This is a genomic window from Methanosarcina sp. UBA411, assembly GCF_002495725.1.
In the GTDB taxonomy this organism is placed as follows: Archaea; Halobacteriota; Methanosarcinia; order Methanosarcinales; family Methanosarcinaceae; genus Methanosarcina.
The window spans coordinates 355,163-374,648 of the sequence record NZ_DAGK01000034.1; the positions used below are offsets into that span (position 1 = coordinate 355,163).

The window sequence follows — 19,486 nt, forward strand, 5'->3', positions numbered from 1 at the left end:
TCTATGAGTCAAAGTGCACTGAGTTCCTCTCCTTTATTTAATTTGTGTAACGCACAAAGTTACACAAAAATTTAGTAATATCCTCAGAGGTATTTTCAGTATTCAATAAGATATTCCCAAAAATTTTAACACTTATCCCTAGGCATAGAATTAATAAATTTCTCGAATAAATTTCTCAAAGGCTTCTCATTTGCTTTTTATCCTTTGGGATTTATAAGACTTCTGTAAACTTCAAATTCCTTTGAACTTAAAACATGTTTTACACAAAAGCTTAAAAAGAGTCAGTTTACCCTTTTAAGGAAGCAGACAAGAAGGAAAAGTACAAAAGATAAGTTAGTATCAGTAAACTGTCAGATCCATATCAGAAGCTGGATTCTCGTACAGAATCAGAGATTACTTCTTCTCCACTTTCTTTTGTTCTTATCCTCACGTTTTCCAGAAAACGTTTTGCAACTTTCCCGAGTTCGTACAGTTCTTCCCGTTCTAGAACTCGGAATTCCCTTAAATTCTCCTGCAAGCTATATTCCGGAATTCCCTGTTGCAATGCATATATAAATCCTTTATTTTTCACATGTTTTGAGATCCAGGCAGCTATACTGGCAATCTCTTCCCTGCTTCCGATAAAATCCCTGATTAACGTTGTCCGGAGTTCTAGCTCCAGGCCGCAGGAATCTGCAATCTCAAGCGTTTTTATTACAGATGCAGTAATCTGTTCAGGATTCTTTTTCATCGCTTCAGATTCTCCGCATCCCGTAACTTTTCCATAAAGTGCGGAATCATCCGGGGGAGCTTTTATATCAATAAAAAATTTATCAACCAGCTTTCGTTTAACCAATTCGCTTGCCATTTCAGGGTAACAGCCGTTTGTATGAACCCCAATTGCAAGTCCTATTTCTCTTGCAAACTCCGCAAGAGAAATAAGTGCTTCCTGCATCAGAGGTTCTCCTCCTGAAAATACAACTGCACTTACAAAGGGCCTCGATTCTTTAATCTGCTCTTCCACAAACTCCAGTTCTACAGAGTTAAATCCCTGGATGTAGGGATGGTTCTGGCAGTAGGGGCAGCGAAGGGGGCATCCCCGAAAAAAGATAGTAATTACGGCTTTCCCTCTCCAGTCCACGGTCGAGAGCGAGACAGTGCCTGCGTAGTTTACTTTCATGGCCTACCGTTTCTCACATTTTTCATATTTAAAAAGGATTAAGGGACTCTTACCTGAGTTCCCTTGTGCTGTATCGCTTTCTGTCCAGAAGTTCCTGGCGTTTGCCTTTGTTCCAGCCTTCAACCGACTGAAGGTATCCTGTAATCCTTGAGAGATGCTGCACATTTTCAGACTTACACTTCGGGCATCTATCCAGCAATCCATCGGCTACATATCCTTCGTCGGTGCATACGGTCATATCCTTGGTAAAGGCAAAGTAACCTGTCTGGGTATTCTTTGCTATATGCATTGCAAGCTCCTGAAGGCCGTCTGGATCAGGTTTTCCTTCCCCAAGCCAGATATGCATAATATTTCCACCGTCTACAATTGGGAAGAAGGTATGTTCGTATTTTATCCTTTCAGGCAGAGAGATATCTGCACCAGGTGGAACATGAGTCCCATTAGTATAGTAGATTGGCAGATCATGCGTCTGATTCAGCTCACGCTTTGCGGTCTCTAAATTCCCTTTAATTGTAAACTCGGCCTTGTCGGCATACTCCTTATGAAGGAGGTCCGAGACTGCAAAGCGTTGGGCAGTCGTTTCCGCAGGCGTTCTTGCAAGAGCAATTTCCATACCGTTTTCCTTTGAAAGCTTTTGAGCGTGCATTTTCATTTCAAACATAGCCCTGATCGCAAGCTTATATGCAGCAGGAGATTCGTGGATCTGGTAGCCTGTATGGTACTGAACCATTTCATTGATTCCTACCACTCCTATAGTATACACAAGGCTTTCGAAATCCACAGCAATTGCTCCTTTTTCCCCTGTATTCGGATCTTTTGGGCACTGGGCTGCAAAGGGAATCCTATTTTTCTTAATCAGACTGTTCATCCATTTTCGCTTGATCTTGAAAACTTCCACACCCTTGTTCATCAGGGTTTTGAGTTCATTGAAAAGTTTTTCGTCATCGTGTTCAGCCCTGTATGCCGCCCTTGGACAGTTTAAAGACAGGACCATCCATGAGCCCATTGAAAAATGTTTTCCGTTCCTGAAATGAAGTTTGTCGTCGAATTCTTTATCATCTGTAGGGTTTGCAGAAAACTGATACGCACAGCATTGATAACATGAAATCCCTTCTCCTGCACCCCTGTACTCCGGGAGTTGATTATCAAAGTAAGGTGTCCCGAATTTGGCAGCCAGCTCGAAGGTCATCCTATACAGATCTTTGTAAGTCGGAATCTCAGGATGAACCCTGTTGAATTCTTCGTCTTCTTCCATAAAGTCAGGCTCAATGGAAATTTCGGGTTTGGGGAAGCTAAAAGGTTTGCCCCAGGCATCTCCCTCAAGCATGACATCCATAAGCGCCTTAAATCCGAGGCGAACCTCTTTTTCAAATTCTCTGTAGGTCTTGAGTGGAGCCTGCTTGCCGTCCCAGACCTTACCCATAGCAACAATAGGAATATTTCTCCAGAGCTTCGGAACTCCAGGGGAAAGCTGCACAGATGAAAAGACAGTCTGTCCGCCTCTTGCGCACATCATCTGCATCATTTCATAGACGAACATCTGCATAAGCTGTCTGATCTCGGTTTCAGACTTACCTTCCAAATAGGGAGCCATAAAAGTCAGGAAATTGTAAAAACCCTGTCCGCCTGCAAAATTGGTCTGAGCCGAGCCCATAGCTTTTACAGCATGAAGGAAAGCTACCTCAGCATTTTTTGCGGGTTTTGCTACGCTTGACTGGGTTCCAACTCCATCGGGCATGAGACCATAGTAGAAAAAGTAACGAAGATCCCAATCCTGGCAAAAAGGCCTTGTGCCCATATATTCAAGGTCATGTATATGGAAATCCCCATTAAGGTGAAGGTCGGCAAGCTCTTTTGGCATGAGAAGGAGATTTTGCTCCTTGGACATTTTGTCGGCTTTCCTTTTATGTGAGGTTTCCGCGTTGTTCAACTGGTTTGCATTATCATTTGCCTCAAAGCCGTATCCGGTATCAATTTCATATGCATCGTAGACCGAAGCCCCAACCCTGGTCATGATGTTTCTCCATTCAACATGCCCCCTGTCAAGCAGAATATTGTTTACGATTTCCCGGATAAGTGGGCCTGAGAGAAACTTGAGATTCATCTTTTTAATTATCTTTTCTGCTTCCCTTGCAATCTCAATTGCTTCCTCTTTTGTAATTGAGGGTTTATTGTAGAAGATTTCGCTTAATTTAGTTTCCTTAAGGAGTTGGTTTACAATGATGTTCCTATCCCAGTTAAGAATGAAACCATCTGTTGTCCTTACCCTGGGTAGAGGGGAGACGGACAGCCCATCAAGGGTTTTTTGCACTGGCTGGTTGTCAGATAACTGGTCATCTTTTGGGAAAGAAGAGGCGGACAACTCTTCAAGTGTCTTTTGAGCTGACTGGTTGTCAGATAACTGGTCGTCGGGTAAGAGAATCTCGGCTGTCATTTTCTCATCTTCAGTAGCTGTTTTAATAATGAAATTCAATAGCGGAATTTGCAGAAATATTCAATTTATTTTAATTTCAGATCTCTTTTATCACAGGATTTCCTGGATTTTTTCAGGGTTTACTTCTCCCCCAATGAAAAGCTCCTCGTGCGTAAGGAATGTATCATTGATCTGTAAAACAGGCGCTGTCACTGTAAAGACTCCGTTGAAACGCAGTTCCGTTAGGGCCTCGGGAGTAGACATATCTGCTACCTCAAAAGCAATTGAGTGTGCTTCTAGGAAATTTTTTAATTTACTGCATTTCGGACATCGTTCCGTTGTATATATGATTATTTTTGCCATGCTTTACGTCCCTCTGATTTTACTCTAATTCTTAATCTGATTTTTAGTTGCCGTTTCTTGCTCGGGTCTTGTTTCTTTCTTACATATTTTGTTTTTCTATAGTGTTTGCAGAGTGAGCGCGCAGGTGCAAAGCGCGTTAAGCAATAAAACAAAACCCCACATGGGTTACCATTCCTCAGCTAACCCTTATAGTCCCTATAAATATGTATTTTCATGTATCAGTCAGCAATATCGGAAAAGGGTACAGCTTCTTAAAAGGTTCCCCCAGGATATCTTTTTTCATTCTATTGAGTGAAATTACCTTTATTTTCAGGTAAATATTCTAAATGCTATGTCGCTTAATAATCGTTTTTCAGCCCAAGTTTGGATACAGTAACATCTTTGTTTTGTATACAAAGATTCACTCTTTGTTACCAAGTCTGGTAATAAATTTGAGGATTCCTGTTTTTGAAATACTGCCTTATTTTGGTAAACAATTTCAAGCACAGAAGGCTTTAAAGGACATCTGCAGCCTATTTGCCAGGTACAGGTACGGCTAAGATCTATAAGGAATTATTCCTCGAAACCGTGAAAAATATCACAAAAAGACAATTTTCTTTTTGTCTCTACTTTTGTGAAATTTTTCTTTTTCTCATGGCTGGGAATCCGTACCTGAGCATTTCTTTTATATCAACTTTGTCTTTTTTATTCCGTTTAGAAATCTTTAATATTCCTGAAAAGGTTGAGGATTACAAAAAAACGTTATATCATGGGGCCAGTTATATGTATCAAGCACAAAAAGAGGTGTCACTTCATAGAAAAACTGTTATCTTCCGGCTGCAAGCCTCTTGACGAACTTCTAGGAGGAGGTTTCGAAAAAGGGATCGTGACTCAAATCTTCGGACCTGCAGGAACCGGGAAAACAAATATCTGCATCCAGCTTGCAGTGGAATGTGTAAAGCAAGGGCAGAGAGTCATCTTCATAGATACCGAAGGGCTTTCTCCTACTCGTTTCAAGCAAATCGCAGGGGAGAATGCAAAAGAAATAGCCAGAAGCATCATTATCTATGAACCCCTGAATTTTGAAGAACAATATGCGGCCGTAAGGGAGGTGGAGAGAATAGCTAGTGAGAATATAGGTCTCGTGATCCTGGATTCTGCAACTTCATATTACCGGTTCGAGCTTGAAGACGATGAGACAGGCATGAAAAGCCGCAGAGAACTTGCTAGCCAGATAGGATTTTTGCACGCCCTTGCCCGTAAATATGGTTTTGTTGCAGTTATAACCAACCAGGTATATTCCGATATTACTTCCGGAGGCGTGCGCCCTCTTGGCGGCAGTTCCCTGGAGCATATCTCAAAGACAATTATCCAGCTTGAAAAAACTGGAGAAGGAACCAGACGCGCCATTCTATATAAACATCGATCCTGTCCGGAAGGCTCGAGTGCAGAGTTTAGAATTACAGCCGAAGGGATTCGCTAAGCCGAGAAATTCGCTAAGCCAGAAGAATTCCCTAACAGATTAAAATTAGAAAAAGTTCTTAGAAAAGTCTTTGATAATTAAGAAGAAAAACTTAAAACTCCCGGGAACTTCCGGGGGTTTTAGAATTCCTTTTTACAGGAATCTCTTACCAGAGTTTTAACGTTCCCTGGTTCCGGCTATAAATTCTTCAGTCCGCCTGTAAGCTTCGTCATCAGGGTACTGAATTGCCGGATGTTTCATAAAGTAGGAAGCCGGGGAATATAACACTCCTCCTATTCCGCGGTCAAGAGCCAGCTTGCAGCATCGGATAGCATCTATTACCACACCTCCTGAGTTAGGAGAGTCTTCTACAGAAAGCCGGAGTTCAAGATTCATAGGCACATCTCCAAAAAGCTTGCCTTCCATTCTCAGGAAGCAGATCTTGTTATCTTTTTGCCAGGCTACGTAATCGCTGGGTCCAATGTGAATATTATCGTCATCAAGCTTCTTGGAAAGCACGGACTGAACAGCTTCGGTCTTTGATTCCCGTTTGGAAGCAAGCCTGCTTCTGTTGAGCATATTGAGAAAATCCGTGTTTCCGCCAGTATTTAACTGGTATGTTCTTTCGAGTTTAACGCCTCTCTTTTCGAAAAGATCTGCAAGAATCCTGTGCGTGATGGTAGCTCCAAGTTGAGCTTTGACATCATCACCAATGATCGGAATATTCTTTTCCTCAAACTTTTTTGCCCATTCGGGATTGCTTGCGATAAAAACAGGCATATTATTTATAAAAGCCACACCTGCCTCAAGGGCACACTCTGCATAAAAACGGACTGCTTCTTCAGAACCTACAGGCAGGTAATTGAGAAGCATCTCGGCACCCGAATTCTTAAGTTCATTCACTATATCTACTTTTGTGGCTTCCTGTTCCTTGCTAACAACAAAGGTATATTTTTCCCCATAATTCTTCATATGGTCAGAGACCCCGTCAAGGATCTTGCCCATTTTAACCTTCACACCTGTAGATGGAATATCAGGACAAAAAACCGCTGTGCAGTTCGGGGGAGCAAAGATTGCCTTGGAAACGTCTTCTCCTACCTTCCTGGCATCAATGTCAAAGGCAGCAACGACTTCGATATCGCCGGGTTTATACCCTCCAATTTCCCTGTGCATTAGTCCTATGGGCTCTTTATCTTCGACTTTATAGTACTCAATGCCCTGTATCAAAGAACTTGCACAGTTCCCGATTCCTGCAATTGCTATTTTTATTTTTGTCATAGGCGCTTACTCTCCGATGAATACCCGGATTCTCATAAACCGCATTAATGAAATGACATATCTACGATTAAATGAAATGATATATCTTTTACGATTTCTGAAATCTAAAGATTCAAGGATTTACGGATTCAATATTCCTGAAGTTTAAGAATTTATTTTCTGAAATTACGACTTCTTGTATTGCAGCTATGAATTTTAAACCTTCTCCTATTTGTTCTGTTACCCTATAAATCTATTATATCTAAATTTGCGTCATTGGGAAAAGAGACTTCATTTGTTTAAATCCTAATATGTGTTATCTGTTTTTTAAACGTAATTTTATTTTAAGGACTGGTTGCAGGAATCTTCATTTATTACAATTTTCCAGCAACTCTGAAGTTTAATGATAAACTCCTTTAACATAAACACCTTTAACATAATTTACTTTTGATTAATATAAGATTAATATAATTAATTTTAAATCTTTAAGGTTGCGCGGATAATACAAAGAAGAAAAGATAACGAGTCTGAGAGTTGAATAGGTTTTTATCTGATGGACAGCTTGAAAGAAAAGCCGGAATTTCTCCGGCACAACCTGATGCTTACATTGGAAAGTGATCTAATGAGGACAATTGACTGGAAGGAAGAGTCCAACTCCGTGGTGCTGGTAGACCAGACCCTGCTCCCGAAAGAATACAGGATAATTGAATGCAAAACCCTGAGTTCTCTGTGTGAGGCTATAAAATCTCTCCGGATAAGAGGTGCCCCTGCTCTCGGTGCAGCAGGAGGTTTCGGGATTGCCCTTGCAGCTTTCCTGAGTGGGGCCAGAGATATTGAAACAATGACAAGAGATCTAGAGATTGCGGGAAAAACCCTTAAGTCAACTCGCCCGACTGCAGTAAATCTTAGCTGGGGCGTGGACAGGGTTCTAAGAGCAATTTCGGATGCCTTTGATGTTCAGGGAATCAGGGACATTGCCCTTCAGGAAGCCAGGGATATCGCGGAAGAAGATGTAGCCACAAACAAGCTAATAGGCAAACTTGGGGCAAAATTTCTGAAGGATGGAGATACCGTACTCACACACTGCAATGCAGGTAGGTTAGCCTGTGTGGACTGGGGGACAGCTCTTGGAGTTGTGCGTTCGGCTATTGCTAAAGGCAAAGAGATCAAGGTTATTGCTTGTGAAACCAGGCCGTTGAACCAGGGAAGCAGGATCACTACATGGGAGCTGATGCAGGACAAAATTCCAGTAACCCTTATTTCAGATTCAATGGCTGGGTGGGTAATGCAGCAGGGACTTGTAGACAGTGTGCTTGTAGGAGCTGACAGGATTACACAGGATGTCATTTTCAACAAAATAGGCACCTATTCTCTCTCTATTCTTGCAAAAGAGCATGAAATTCCCTTCTATGTAGCAGCCCCAGTATCTACTTTCGATTTTAGTGGTTGGGAAGGCAGTGTAAAGATCGAGATGCGAAATCCGGATGAACTGCGCTTTTTCGGGTCTGAGCAGCTTGCCCCAAAAGACGTGGAGGTTTACAATCCTGCTTTTGACGCAACTCCCATGGAAAACGTAAATGCAATAATTACTGAGAAAGGAGTATTTTACCCGCCCTTCTTGCTGGACGAAGTATTTGTTTGAGAATTGTCCGCTTCAAGAGCGTGACGAGTTTCCTTCAACTTTTCTGAGTCTCAGCTATATAAGAAATTTCTCTGCTGGGTTTATATATCAGAACTGTAAATTATGTGATAATTACCAAATTTAACAGGAAATTTAACAGTTATTTAGTTATTTAGCAATATTAAGTGGCTATTTAATAGTTATGTTAAATTTTCTAATTTTCAGTTGTTAATTTCCAGGTAATCTTTAATTATGCCAGAAAATCTATTAAAGGCAAATACAGGCAATGAAATTTATATTTTAATTAATGCATTCACACAGGTGTTCACACATGGCTAAAAAATCAGGTTCCGGGCTCCAGTCTTCTGCAGGGCTAATGCGCTACTATGAAGCAGATAAAAATGCAGTTCATATCCAGCCCAAGACAGTGCTGATTGTCGGTGCCGTTACTGGCATAGCAGTATTATTTCTAAGTGCTGTAAACGGTTTCTGGCCGTAATCATAATTTTTTCGGCAGGGTTCCCTTGAGCAGGCAGAGTTCAGGAAAAAAAGAAAGCAAACGCAGAGCTTTTTCAGGGACCAGAATATCTAAACCCTCAGTTTTTTTTCTGGGTTTTCTCCTTATACTCGTGGGTATTTTCGGGGTCATGTACAATCCTTCCAACTCCGCAGGCGCTGCGGCTCCCTGGGAAGTTTCGGAAGCAGGTACTCTATATTTTCCAGAGCGAGAAGAGCCAGTATTTACTATCCAGGAAATCGAAGATATATATGCCCCTGAAAACTCGGACACTTTAAAATTGCTGTCTTTTGAAAGCAAAGGGGAAAATCTTCAGGCTCTCTTAAGAATTCCTGGAAACTTCTCTTCTTCTCCTGGCTTAGTCCTATTACCTGGAGCAGGGGTTAGCAAAGAAGCCGAACAGGGTCTGGCTGCAGAACTCTCTAATATGGGATATGCAACTCTTACTCTTGACCAGCGCAATCTGGGCGTTATAAGCATAGAAAGAGACCTTGAACTTTTCAAAGCTGGTCTTGAGCCCGTGGAATATACCATGGTTTATGATGCCCTTAAGGCCTCAGACGTACTGGCTGCCCAGCCAGAAATTGATCCTGAAAGGCTTGCAATTCTCGGAGAAAGTAACGGAGGAAGAGTTGCAATCCTTGCCTGCGCACTCAACCCTTCACTTAAAGGGATTATCGGGATCAGCACCTCAGGGTACGGCACTGAAGAAATCGACTCTTCCCTTGCAGACGATCCTGAAGCTTACCGCTTTTATCGCTCAATCGATCCGGATACCTATTTCCCTACTCTATCGCCTGCAAAATTCGTGCAGATCCATTCTTTTAATGATACCATAATCTCTCATGATCAGGCGCTGCGAACCTTTGCCCTTGCAAAAGAACCAAAAGCGATGTATAACGTTACTGAGGCAACACACGGATATACGGCCTCAATGCGCCCCTATCTTGAAAAAGAACTTGCCCTTCTTTTAAACTAAAGTATGGGCTTAATGCCCAGCTAAACTTATTGGAACAAGAGTACTTGCATATGAAAAGTATTTTGGGTATGAAAGCTTCTCAGCCACTATCAAGCCTGCGAGAAATTCATGGAATCGGTGAACGGGTAGCTGATAGACTAATTGGCCATTTTGGAACTGAAGACGCGGCTCTTCAGGCTATTTTTGAAGGAGATATAGTTTCGCTATCTGAAGTCAATGGAATTAGCCACAATTTTGCTCTTTCCCTTGCCAGATATGCCAAATCTAGTGCTGAAGGCTGCTCAATTTCAGATTTTCTCAAGACAAAAGAAGCTCTAGACCTTTATTCCCGCCTGCTTGAGCTGATAAAAAGTTTTGCTCATACGGCGCATTCTAGGGATAAGCTGGATCTTTTTTACCCTTTACCTGCTTCGCGCATGGATCTTATCCAGGAAAGACAGGCTTTCGTAAGAGAATATCTTGAACTGGGAAATGCCTTTTCCGAGAATTCCGAGTTTATTAGGTTAATCTCGATGGTTCGTAAGCTCAGGCCAGTGCCTGGGAACCTAAGAGTCAGAGACCGTATAATCCTCTGCGGAGACTCAAAAATCCTGGAAGCAGCTAGAGAAAAGTTTCAGGACTTTTTGCCTGTCCAGGCCGTAGAAGACCTCTCGGAATTCGTAGATCTTGCGAGGGGGTATTCCAGTGTTATTGTTTTTGATGACACCTATCTTAGCTTTGATCTACCTGAGGACATTGAACCCGAATATTTCCAAGACCTTTCCAGAGCTGAATTCTGGCAGGTTTTGCCTGAAAAAGAACTGGTATTTTTTGCTCGGAATCTAGACTGCATCCGCGCCTGCCTGAATATCGTATCATCTCTGCGTTCTAAGAACTTTGAGCTCTTTGAGGAACTGTCAAAAGAGAGGCTTGATATACTCGAGGGAACTCTCTCAAAGTTGGGTGAGGATGGAAAGCCTATTGAAGGCTTTGACCCTGAACTTGATAGGCTCGAAGCAGCCTTGGAAAATCTTGATCCTGCATTGACCTCGTCCCTGATTGAAGCTAACCAGCGCATGAACTTAACTCTTGAGGCAAGTTCGCTTACTCTAAGCGGGCAGGAACTCATCAAGCTTGTGAGCGGGGGAATGGAGATTAAAGACCTGCTTGCAAAGGATCTTAATAAAATCTATAAAGCTGAAATTGAAGCCATCAAAGAAGAGCTTGCTGAAAAACTAGGGCTTCAGAAGCAAGAAAAACTAATGCTTGACTCACTCTTCCCGGATGAAATTTCCTATCCTCTCTGTGCAGACCAATCTCAATTGCAGCTTCTAAGGCAAAAGTTGAACAATACTCTTGAGAAAACAAGACTTGCTCGAAAGAGGGAGCTTGCAAAAACGCTTTCAGCTTTTCACCAGCCTGTAGAAAAACTTGTCAAGAAAGTTCTGGATTTTGACCTCGGCTTTTCAGTATCCTGCTTTTCGGCAAAATTCCAGTTGAGACTGCCCGAGCTGATTTCTGAAGTCGGAATAGGCTTTACAGCCGGAGAAAACCTCTTTTTAAAAACCCGACACGGAGAAATCGATCCTATAAATTATTCCATCGGAAAAACTGGTTTTTCCCCATCAGGCCTGGAAAACAGGGTTGTACTTTTGAGCGGAGTAAACTCAGGGGGCAAGACTTCCCTGCTCGAACTTCTTGCCCAATGTGTAATTCTTGGGTATATGGGCTTTCCGGTCCCTGCAAAAGAACTTGAGCTCGGGCCTATCGAAGAATTCTACTATTTCGGGAAATCGAAAGGAACTCTCGATGCAGGAGCTTTTGAAACTACCCTCAAGCAGTTCTCAGTACTCTCTGAATCCTCAGGAAAACTGGTGCTTGCGGATGAACTGGAATCAATCACTGAGCCTGGCGCTTCTGCGCGAATTATAGCAGGAATTCTTGAATATTTATCCAGAAATAAACAGAGTCTCGGGATTTTCGTTTCCCATCTTTCGGAACTCATCCTTGAAAATACAGAAACAGAAGTAAGAGTAGATGGAATCGAGGCCAATGGCCTGGACTCCCACCTGGAGCTGATCGTAAACCGGAATCCTGTATACGATTGTATTGCTCGAAGTACTCCCGAGCTAATTGTGGAACGGCTGCTCAGAAAAACTACAGGAAAAGAGCAGGAGTTTTATTCACATTTAAAAGGTAAATTTAAAGTATCTCAAAAGGACTTAAAAGTAAGCTCTTAAAAAATTTGGTTCATTATTCTTAAATATATTAATCGAGAATTTTTATGAGAGAGCCCGATCTCTACTTATCATCTCACTATAATCAGGTTTCTGCTTGTAATCTCCCTATACTTTTTCCCTTTAACTCTTGGCATATTTTTGTTTTTGTCGATAATTGACTCTAAGAGATAACGTTATAAATCTTTAGTTCTATATATTAATAAATAGTTATGAGTTGGCGGAGATTCCGTAGAATTCTGAAAAGCCGGTAGATGCAAAAATTTATATATACGCTGGTGTCAATGCATGTCCGGTAACTTCATATGGAGATTGCCTTCCCCTTTATGCGAGGGCCTCAAAACCCTAATCGGCTAAAAGGGTTGATATTATTAAGGGAAATTTCCCTGAGGCTAACTACCTTAAATCGTTTGAGTGAACCCGGGGACATCTTCTTTTCAACCTCGTAAAACCGGGTGACAATCAGGTAATGAAATTGAATTATGAGATATACAAAGACTCTATCTTCAGGTCTTTTATTATTTTTAAAGGCAGATGTGAAGAAATTCAAAACCCAGGCCATGCGTGATAGTAATGGAGCGGAACTTCCCCATTCAGTGTGCAGATTTTGATAGGCTGGTTATGGATAATGTTGAAGGAGCTCGGGTAGAAGTTTCCAGTATGCCTGATCTAAGTGATCCCTGTTTATATACGGACCGCGAGTACAGCTGGCTTCAGTTCAATGACAGGGTACTAGAAGAGGCTTTTGACGATCGCAACCCTCTGCTTGAAAGAGTCAAGTTTCTTTCGATTTTTGGAAGCAACCTTGATGAATTTTTCATGGTCAGGGTTTCAGGTATCCAGAAGAGAATAGTGGAAGCTATAAAAGATGACCGGACAGATGAGCTGGCGCAGGAACAGCTTCGCGTTATCCGAAAAGAGCTTCTCAGGCAGCTTTCTCTCAACGATAGCTGCTGGAATGAAATACTTGAGCCTGCCCTCCGGGAAAAAGGAATTAAAGTTCTCAATTACTTTGAGCTTTCCGGAAAGGAAAGAGAGAAGCTAAGAGGTTATTTTGAGAGAAATATTTTCCCTTTGCTTACTCCTCTGGGTTTTGATTCAGGGCACCCTTTTCCTCATATTTCCAACCTCAGCCTTAACCTTGCAGTACTAATTGATGACCCGGACTATGGGGAACGATTTGCCAGGGTTAAGATCCCTCCAATGTTCATGAGGCTAATAGTTGTTCCTGAAGATGATCAGGATAGAATTACTTCCAGTCTGGAAGAGCTGAACACAGGACGTTTTGTCTGGCTCGAACAGCTTATTGCTGCAAATCTTGATCTTCTATTTCCGGGACAGCGCATTCTTGGAGCTTATCCATTCAGGATCACACGCGATGCAGACCTCGGGTTTGATGAGGATGGAGATAAAGACCTCCTGACCGCTGTAAAACAGAGAGTCGGCAGGAACTACTTCGGGTCGGTTGTCAGACTTGAGACCGATTATACAATGCCCACAAGAGTCTCGGATATCCTTCTTAAGAACCTTGACCTTACCTCTTCCCTTATGTTCAGGTCTGCAGCTCCTCTTGGGCTCTCAAGTCTCATTAAACTTGCACAGATTAACCGTCCTGAACTTAAGTATGAATCATTTGAGCCGAAAAAACATTCTCAGCTAGCGGAAAGAGAGAATATTTTTGCAAATCTGAAAAAACAAGATATTCTTCTCTATCATCCCTATGATAGTTTCGAGTCGGTAATTGATTTCGTCGAAGAGGCTGCTGACGACTCGGATGTTCTGGCGATCAAAATGACCCTGTATAGGGTGGATGACAATTCCAGAATTATTCAGGCCCTTATGAAGGCTGCAGACCGGAAAAAGCAGGTAGTGGTTCTTGTGGAACTTAAAGCCCGCTTTGATGAGGAGAACAATATCGGCTGGGCAAAGGAACTTGAGCGCAAAGGTGTCCATGTAGCTTACGGCTTTCCGGGGCGCAAAATCCATGCCAAAATGTGCCTTGTGGTCAGGGCTGAAAAAGAAGGCATCGGGTATTATGTGCACATGAGCACAGGAAACTATAACGCAGTCACAGGAAAACTGTATACCGACATGGGCTATTTGACAAGTGACTCTTTCATAGGTAAGGACATCTCTGATCTTTTTAATGCCCTTACCGGATATTCAAGAAAGGACCATTATATCAAACTCCTAGTAGCTCCTCAGACTTTAAGACATCAGATTCTGGAGCGTATCAGGCGTGAAATCGATCTGCACGAGAAGTGTAGGAACGGACACCTGATTTTCAAGATGAATTCCCTTGTGGACTACCAGTGCATTCGGGAACTCTACAGGGCTTCTCAGGCTGGAGTGAAAGTAGACCTTATTGTCCGGGGAATTTGCTGCCTCAGGCCAGGTATTTTCGGGCTTAGTGAAAATATCAGGGTTATCTCGATAGTTGGCCGTTTTCTCGAACATTCCAGGATATATTATTTCAGGAACGGCGGAAAAGAAGAAATCTTTATGGGAAGCGCTGATCTCATGCCGCGCAATCTGGATAACAGGGTAGAAGTCCTCTTTCCGGTCTCTACAGAATACATTCCTGTTGTGAGAGATGTAATCCTTGGCACTCACCTAAGAGATAACGTCAAAGCTCGCCTGCTTCTCCCTAACGGCAGGACTGAAAGAATCTACCCGCAGCCTGAAGAAGAAGAACTGGATTCTCAGTTATGGATGCTTGAGAATAGCAGAAGCTGGGATTTAGGCTCTAAGAAAGACTGAAAATGGGAAGTTCTTCTTTTCATTTTTTTCTTTACTTTTCTCTATTTTTTATAGTTTACATTCGTCTACATTTCTAATTGGTTTATCTGTGATTTATACAAAACTAGAAAATAAAAAATCTAATTACTGTTATTGCGCCAAAAGATAGTGGGAATTTCAATATGCTTGGTTTATCTTATTATTACTAAAAAGAAAAAAATGAGAACGTTTTATTTTAAATTTATCCCTTTTTCTTAGAAACTAATTTTTCTTGAGTGTTATACAAATATGCTGTGTCTCCATACTCCTTATGCTTTGGGTCATAGTTATTCCAGATAAATGAATACTTATTCCAATAAAGCGTACTTCCAGAGTTTTTACCACTTCCGCTTCTGAGAGTTACCGAAGATTTAGATTTCAGTGTGTATGAAGAAAATGTATAAGTATGCTTAGCGCCCTCGTCTTTGATTTTCCAACCTTTCAAATTTACTAATGTCTTTCCTCGATTTGTGATTTTGACATATTCTTGATATGGCTTTTCACCAGGAGCACCAACATCCAAAACACTGATATAAACTGAGTTGCTCGAACTGCTGCTCTTAGTCGTTGCACCTAAAGCAGGAGAAAGAGTGCCCAAAATTAAACACATAGCCAAAAAGATAACAACTATTCGATTTTTAGGCATAATCTCACCTATGATATCTGCCATTATTTTTTGAGATATTCATCTAGTATATTTAAAATGTGTATATTTCTACTGATTTATACAAAATAGAAAAACATATATTTACAAAATATTCAGCTATGGGCATACATAATTATACTTAAACTTCTCCAGACAATTTTTTGAATGTTCTGGCTTGTCGCTAGCTAATTAGTTGTCAAGCTGGTCAATAATAGCACTTCTGCTTACTGATTTTAAAAAGTTCTTTCTGAATTCGATCATTACAGTAACTATATGAATAGAGACTTTAATAACCTATGAGTGTAAACTGAAACACAAAAAACATTTTAGATCCACAGATATATGTTTTTAATAAAAACGGCTTAGTTTTTCCTGTAACTATTATACAGAAAAAAACCCTGAAAAAAGAGCTTTCTTAATACCCTTTCTTTATTGAGTGTATAAATACACAATCTGTCCAATACATAAACTGAATCTGTGCGGAAATAATAACGGTTACAAACTTTCGGAAACTACTAAATAATCTCAAATAGAATAAAAATATGAACTAGTATTGTGAAGCTTATTTTGAGTTTCTCGACTCCTTCGAGAAAAACGAAAGACAGGGCTTTCAGGTGGTAATAATGGAACCCGAGAAAATCTCCGAAGGCAGAGTTGTTGCGTTTATCGATATAGGCACTAACTCGATCCGGCTTCTTCTGGTTCGGATCAACCCCAATGGGTCTTACCTGCCCCTGACCAAGCAGAAGGAGACCGTCCGGCTTGGAGATCAGGAATTCATAGATAGGATTCTGCAGCCGAAGGCAATAGAACGCGCAGTTGTTGTCTGTAAAAAGTTCATGGAACTTGCTAGAGCCTACAGGGCAGAAGAGGTTATAGCTGTGGCCACCTCGGCAACCCGCGACGCAAGCAATAAAGTTCAGCTTCTCGAAATGTTGAAGCGGGAGGCAAACCTGGAAGTCTGTACAATCTCCGGAACCGAAGAAGCTCGCCTTATTTACCTTGGAGTTTCAAGCGGGCTTAGGCTCGGGAACTCAAAAGCTCTATTCATAGATATCGGAGGGGGGAGTACCGAAGTATCAGTGGGGGATCAGACTCATTGTTATTTTCTTTATTCCCTTAACCTTGGAGCGATCAGGCTGACAAACATGTTTCTACCGGATGAGACAGGGCCTGTTTCCGAGGAGCAGTATGAGCAGATTAAGGCCCATATCCGGCGTAAGATTACAGATATAACAAAAGACCTTTCGAGGTACAACATAAGCTGTTCAATCGGAAGCTCGGGAACAATTGAAAACCTTGCCAAAGTCGCTTTTGTCTATCTGCACAAAACAGCCCATGAAAGCTTTGAGAAACTGGAATACGAAGACCTGAAGAAAATAGTCCGGGCAATATGTGCAATACCTCTCGAAGAACGGCGCAAGTTCCCGGGAATCAATGCACAAAGAGCAGATATTATCATCTCAGGGGCTGCAATTATTGAAACGTTTATGGAAGAGCTGGGAATCTCCGAAATTCGAGTAAGTAAACGCGGGCTTCGAGAAGGGCTGCTTGTAGACTATATCTCAAAGAGCGAATTCTCCTACATGATTACCCAGATGTCGGTAAGAAAACGCAGCATTATGCAGCTAGGGCTTACCTGCAATTTCGATGAAGAGCATGCCCATACCGTTACCAGACTTGCCCTTGAGCTCTTTGACAGTATTCAGGCGCTTGGAATTTATGCGTTCAGGGCAGGGGAAAGGGAACTTCTTGAGTACGGTTCCATCCTGCACGATATAGGGACATTCCTATCATATGATACCCACCAGGCTCACGCCTATCATCTGATACGGGAAAGCAGTCTTCCCGGTTTCCAGCCTGAAGAAATCGAAATCATAGCGAATCTTGCCTACTTCCACAGGAAAAACACGCCTAAAAAGAAACATCCCAATTTTGTCGGGCTTAATAAAGATGTAGTAAAAAGCATCAGGGTTCTCAGTGCCCTGCTCCGCATTGCCGAAGGCCTCGACCGCTCTCACAATGGAATTATTTCGCATGTCCGGTTTTATATTGCCTCTACTGACAGCCTAGTGCTTGAAATGCATGCTCAACGGGAGTGCCAGCTTGAAATCTGGGAGGTAGAGAAACAGAAGAAATACTTTAAGAAAATTTTCGGATACAATATTCAATCCAAAGTTCTTATAAAACAGGAAGCTGGAGTTCCCTTAGTCCTTGAAGGGGGTGCTGAGCTTGAGGAAATCCCAGGGGTTGAAATGTCCTCAAAAAATTAAATTAAAATTAAATCAAAAATTAAATGGATTTATGGAGAAAATTTTGAAGTAAATCTGTTCAGAAAGCTTAGTCATAAAATTTATTCGCGAAGTTCATCTATAAAAAATTACTACAGTTGTGTACTGCATTAATACAGGTTTCTCACTGCGTTTTCAATCCTTTCCCTGAAATTTTCATTGCATATCTTTTCCCACGCTTCGGGAAAGGTATTGAGCAGTGTCTGGAGTTCTTCTTCCCTGTATGCGATATAGGCTTCGATTCCTTCTGCGCCCTCGGAAAACTTCTTTTTTCTGGAATCTTTTTCACTTTCGGCGGAATCCCATTCTCCGGTTCTCAGGTAAGAACCCAGCAGGTCAAGTGCAACGACTGCATCGTGGAGATTTCCAAGATAATCCTGGAAGGTTTTGAGTTCTTTGATCAGGAGTTTTGCGTCTTCTCCAAGTACGCTCTCAAAGAATTCGAGGGTATAACGCATTCCTTTGGTTGCAATTCTGAGCCTGTGGAGACGTTCAACAGGAAGATAAGGCCCTTCCACCCATTCGGAGTAAGCACTGATATCTGCTAAACGTCTATAAAGGATTGAAGGAAGCACTTCTCTTACCCTGTGGGGTAATGCATCATGTTTTCTATTTGTTGCAGGAAGGATTAGAGTTTCGGGAGAAACAAGTGTGTCTGAAAAATCTTTTTTGAAATTGTAGTATTTTTCACTGTCCAGGTAATCAAGCATATTTTTCCTGGCTTTTTCTCTCTCTTCCGTAAGCACTGTGAAAAGCGGATCAAGATCATGTTCATGTCCTGGAGGTAAAGTTTTCAGGTATTTTTCGGCTTTTTCGCGGAAAACATCCAGATCCCTGACTTCTCCAAGTGAGCCAAGCGTTCTCTTGAGCCCTTTGAGGTGAGGCTCAAGATGTTCGGAATCGAGATAATCCTCAAAAACCTTTGCTGCAGCTCTCATTCTGCGGACTGCAACCCGCATATCGTGTAATTCTTCGATCTCTTCTCCTTTTATAGTTCCTTCTTCATGGGAGAGCATACAGGAAAATTGATAGGAAAATATCCTGCAGGCAATCAAGGCCATAGAATCTGTCGGTTTGACAGCTACCTCTCCAAGCAGCTTGCATTTCTTCTTTTCTGGGTTTTTCTCTCTTGCAGCTTTTTTTTCTTCTGACTTTTTCTCCTCTCTGGCCTGTTTCTTCGTTTTGATTTCTTTTTTTTCGGATTCTTCTTTGATTGGAACTTTTTCTTCCTCAGCAATCTGAGAAAACAGGAGTTTCCTTCCGAAGAAATATTTCCAGAGCTTACTTTGTGCTTCAAACTTTTTTGCAGCTTTTTCAGTTGGAGATCCGATTATTTCTATCTCCAGAGCATTTTCAAGCTTCCTTGCCTTTCTTGACCTAATTTCGAGAGACTCCAAGAGATCTGCAATCGACATAATGGCTGAAAGTATCAGGGCTTTATTCTGAAGACCAGGAGGCAGCCCCGTATGGAAACTTTTCAAAGTTGAGCTTAAACTTTTTTCGCTTACAGAAGGGCTTACACAAAGGTCTTGAAGTTTAATAATAAGGCCGAGCATTAAAATTTCGTGAAGTCTGAGCCCTTTTACAGGACGTGTCAGAAGAATTTCCCTGCTCATACGTGTGCTCTCTTCAGGAAAAATGGAGTTTCCGGTATCTTTCAGATAGGCTGCAAGTTCCAGAAGTTTTCTCTCTTCCTGCCCCAATCCGTGGCATACAGACAGCTCATCAAAAAATGTAAGAGTATATTCCCTTCTTCTTTCGGCCTGGTTTTTATTTGCTCCATAATACTCAAGCAGGCTTTCCGG

Annotated in this window: 13 protein-coding genes; 7 read left to right on the forward strand and 6 right to left on the reverse strand. The window is 41.7% G+C overall.

The genetic code is table 11. The annotated features are described in order from the left end of the window. Nucleotides 1–361: 361 nt before the first annotated feature. The 3 genes from BP861_RS14805 to BP861_RS14815 form a co-directional block, all read right to left on the reverse strand. Entirely contained in the window at nt 362–1,159 is a 798-nt protein-coding gene (locus tag BP861_RS14805) for an anaerobic ribonucleoside-triphosphate reductase activating protein (protein WP_292376765.1), read from the reverse strand. Between the two features lie 49 nt (nt 1,160–1,208). Next, nucleotides 1,209–3,593 carry an anaerobic ribonucleoside-triphosphate reductase gene (nrdD, locus tag BP861_RS14810; protein ID WP_292376766.1) on the reverse strand — a complete coding sequence of 795 codons (2,385 nt, stop codon included), beginning with the start codon at nt 3,591–3,593 and terminating at the stop codon, nt 1,209–1,211. Nucleotides 3,594–3,683: 90 nt separating this feature from the next. Continuing rightward, entirely contained in the window at nt 3,684–3,935 is a 252-nt protein-coding gene (locus tag BP861_RS14815) for a glutaredoxin family protein (RefSeq protein WP_292376767.1), read from the reverse strand. A gap of 748 nt (nt 3,936–4,683) precedes the next feature. Between BP861_RS14815 and radB the strand changes: the two genes are divergently transcribed. Next, nucleotides 4,684–5,397, forward strand: coding sequence for a DNA repair and recombination protein RadB (radB, locus tag BP861_RS14820; RefSeq protein ID WP_292376768.1), 714 nt, complete (start codon nt 4,684–4,686; stop codon nt 5,395–5,397). 156 nt (nt 5,398–5,553) lie between these two features. Here radB and BP861_RS14825 read toward each other — a convergent pair whose 3' ends face one another. Continuing rightward, nucleotides 5,554–6,654: an inositol-3-phosphate synthase gene (locus BP861_RS14825; RefSeq protein WP_292376769.1), complete on the reverse strand. Its 1,101-nt coding sequence runs from the start codon at nt 6,652–6,654 to the stop codon at nt 5,554–5,556. Between the two features lie 601 nt (nt 6,655–7,255). Between BP861_RS14825 and BP861_RS14830 the strand changes: the two genes are divergently transcribed. The 5 genes from BP861_RS14830 (at nt 7,256) to ppk1 (ending at nt 14,726) form a co-directional block, all read left to right on the forward strand. Further along, nucleotides 7,256–8,275 (forward strand): S-methyl-5-thioribose-1-phosphate isomerase, encoded by a 1,020-nt coding sequence (locus BP861_RS14830; protein ID WP_292376804.1) that lies wholly within the window; start codon nt 7,256–7,258, stop codon nt 8,273–8,275. A 310-nt stretch (nt 8,276–8,585) separates the two neighbouring features. Then, nucleotides 8,586–8,753, forward strand: a complete 168-nt coding sequence (locus BP861_RS14835; protein ID WP_292376770.1) for a preprotein translocase subunit Sec61beta — start codon at nt 8,586–8,588, stop codon at nt 8,751–8,753. Between the two features lie 25 nt (nt 8,754–8,778). After that, nucleotides 8,779–9,750, forward strand: a complete 972-nt coding sequence (locus BP861_RS14840; RefSeq protein ID WP_292376771.1) for an alpha/beta hydrolase — start codon at nt 8,779–8,781, stop codon at nt 9,748–9,750. 50 nt (nt 9,751–9,800) lie between these two features. After that, nucleotides 9,801–11,969: an endonuclease MutS2 gene (locus tag BP861_RS14845; protein WP_292376772.1), complete on the forward strand. Its 2,169-nt coding sequence runs from the start codon at nt 9,801–9,803 to the stop codon at nt 11,967–11,969. Between the two features lie 570 nt (nt 11,970–12,539). Beyond that, nucleotides 12,540–14,726, forward strand: a complete 2,187-nt coding sequence (gene ppk1, locus BP861_RS14850; protein WP_292376773.1) for a polyphosphate kinase 1 — start codon at nt 12,540–12,542, stop codon at nt 14,724–14,726. A 220-nt stretch (nt 14,727–14,946) separates the two neighbouring features. Here ppk1 and BP861_RS14855 read toward each other — a convergent pair whose 3' ends face one another. Next, a complete protein-coding gene (locus BP861_RS14855; RefSeq protein ID WP_292376774.1) occupies nt 14,947–15,414 on the reverse strand; it encodes a lamin tail domain-containing protein in 468 nt (155 codons plus the stop codon). A gap of 599 nt (nt 15,415–16,013) precedes the next feature. Here BP861_RS14855 and BP861_RS14860 point away from each other — a divergent pair. Then, on the forward strand, nt 16,014–17,663 hold the full coding sequence (locus BP861_RS14860) for a Ppx/GppA phosphatase family protein (protein WP_292376775.1): 1,650 nt from the start codon (nt 16,014–16,016) through the stop codon (nt 17,661–17,663). Between the two features lie 128 nt (nt 17,664–17,791). Here the strand turns inward: BP861_RS14860 and BP861_RS14865 are convergent. After that, the coding region (locus BP861_RS14865) for a CHAD domain-containing protein (RefSeq protein WP_292376776.1) at nt 17,792–19,486 on the reverse strand (1,695 nt) is incomplete at its 5' end.

Bases quoted from the DNA above. Each gene is read 5' to 3' on its own strand.
- BP861_RS14805 (WP_292376765.1), bottom strand. From the start codon at position 1,159: ATGAAAGTAAACTACGCAGGCACTGTCTCGCTCTCGACCGTGGACTGG.
- nrdD (WP_292376766.1), bottom strand. From the start codon at position 3,593: ATGACAGCCGAGATTCTCTTACCCGACGACCAGTTATCTGACAACCAG.
- BP861_RS14815 (WP_292376767.1), bottom strand. From the start codon at position 3,935: ATGGCAAAAATAATCATATATACAACGGAACGATGTCCGAAATGCAGT.
- radB (WP_292376768.1), top strand. From the start codon at position 4,684: ATGGGGCCAGTTATATGTATCAAGCACAAAAAGAGGTGTCACTTCATA.
- BP861_RS14825 (WP_292376769.1), bottom strand. From the start codon at position 6,654: ATGACAAAAATAAAAATAGCAATTGCAGGAATCGGGAACTGTGCAAGT.
- BP861_RS14830 (WP_292376804.1), top strand. From the start codon at position 7,256: ATGAGGACAATTGACTGGAAGGAAGAGTCCAACTCCGTGGTGCTGGTA.
- BP861_RS14835 (WP_292376770.1), top strand. From the start codon at position 8,586: ATGGCTAAAAAATCAGGTTCCGGGCTCCAGTCTTCTGCAGGGCTAATG.
- BP861_RS14845 (WP_292376772.1), top strand. From the start codon at position 9,801: ATGAAAAGTATTTTGGGTATGAAAGCTTCTCAGCCACTATCAAGCCTG.
- ppk1 (WP_292376773.1), top strand. From the start codon at position 12,540: ATGGAGCGGAACTTCCCCATTCAGTGTGCAGATTTTGATAGGCTGGTT.
- BP861_RS14855 (WP_292376774.1), bottom strand. From the start codon at position 15,414: ATGGCAGATATCATAGGTGAGATTATGCCTAAAAATCGAATAGTTGTT.
- BP861_RS14860 (WP_292376775.1), top strand. From the start codon at position 16,014: ATGGAACCCGAGAAAATCTCCGAAGGCAGAGTTGTTGCGTTTATCGAT.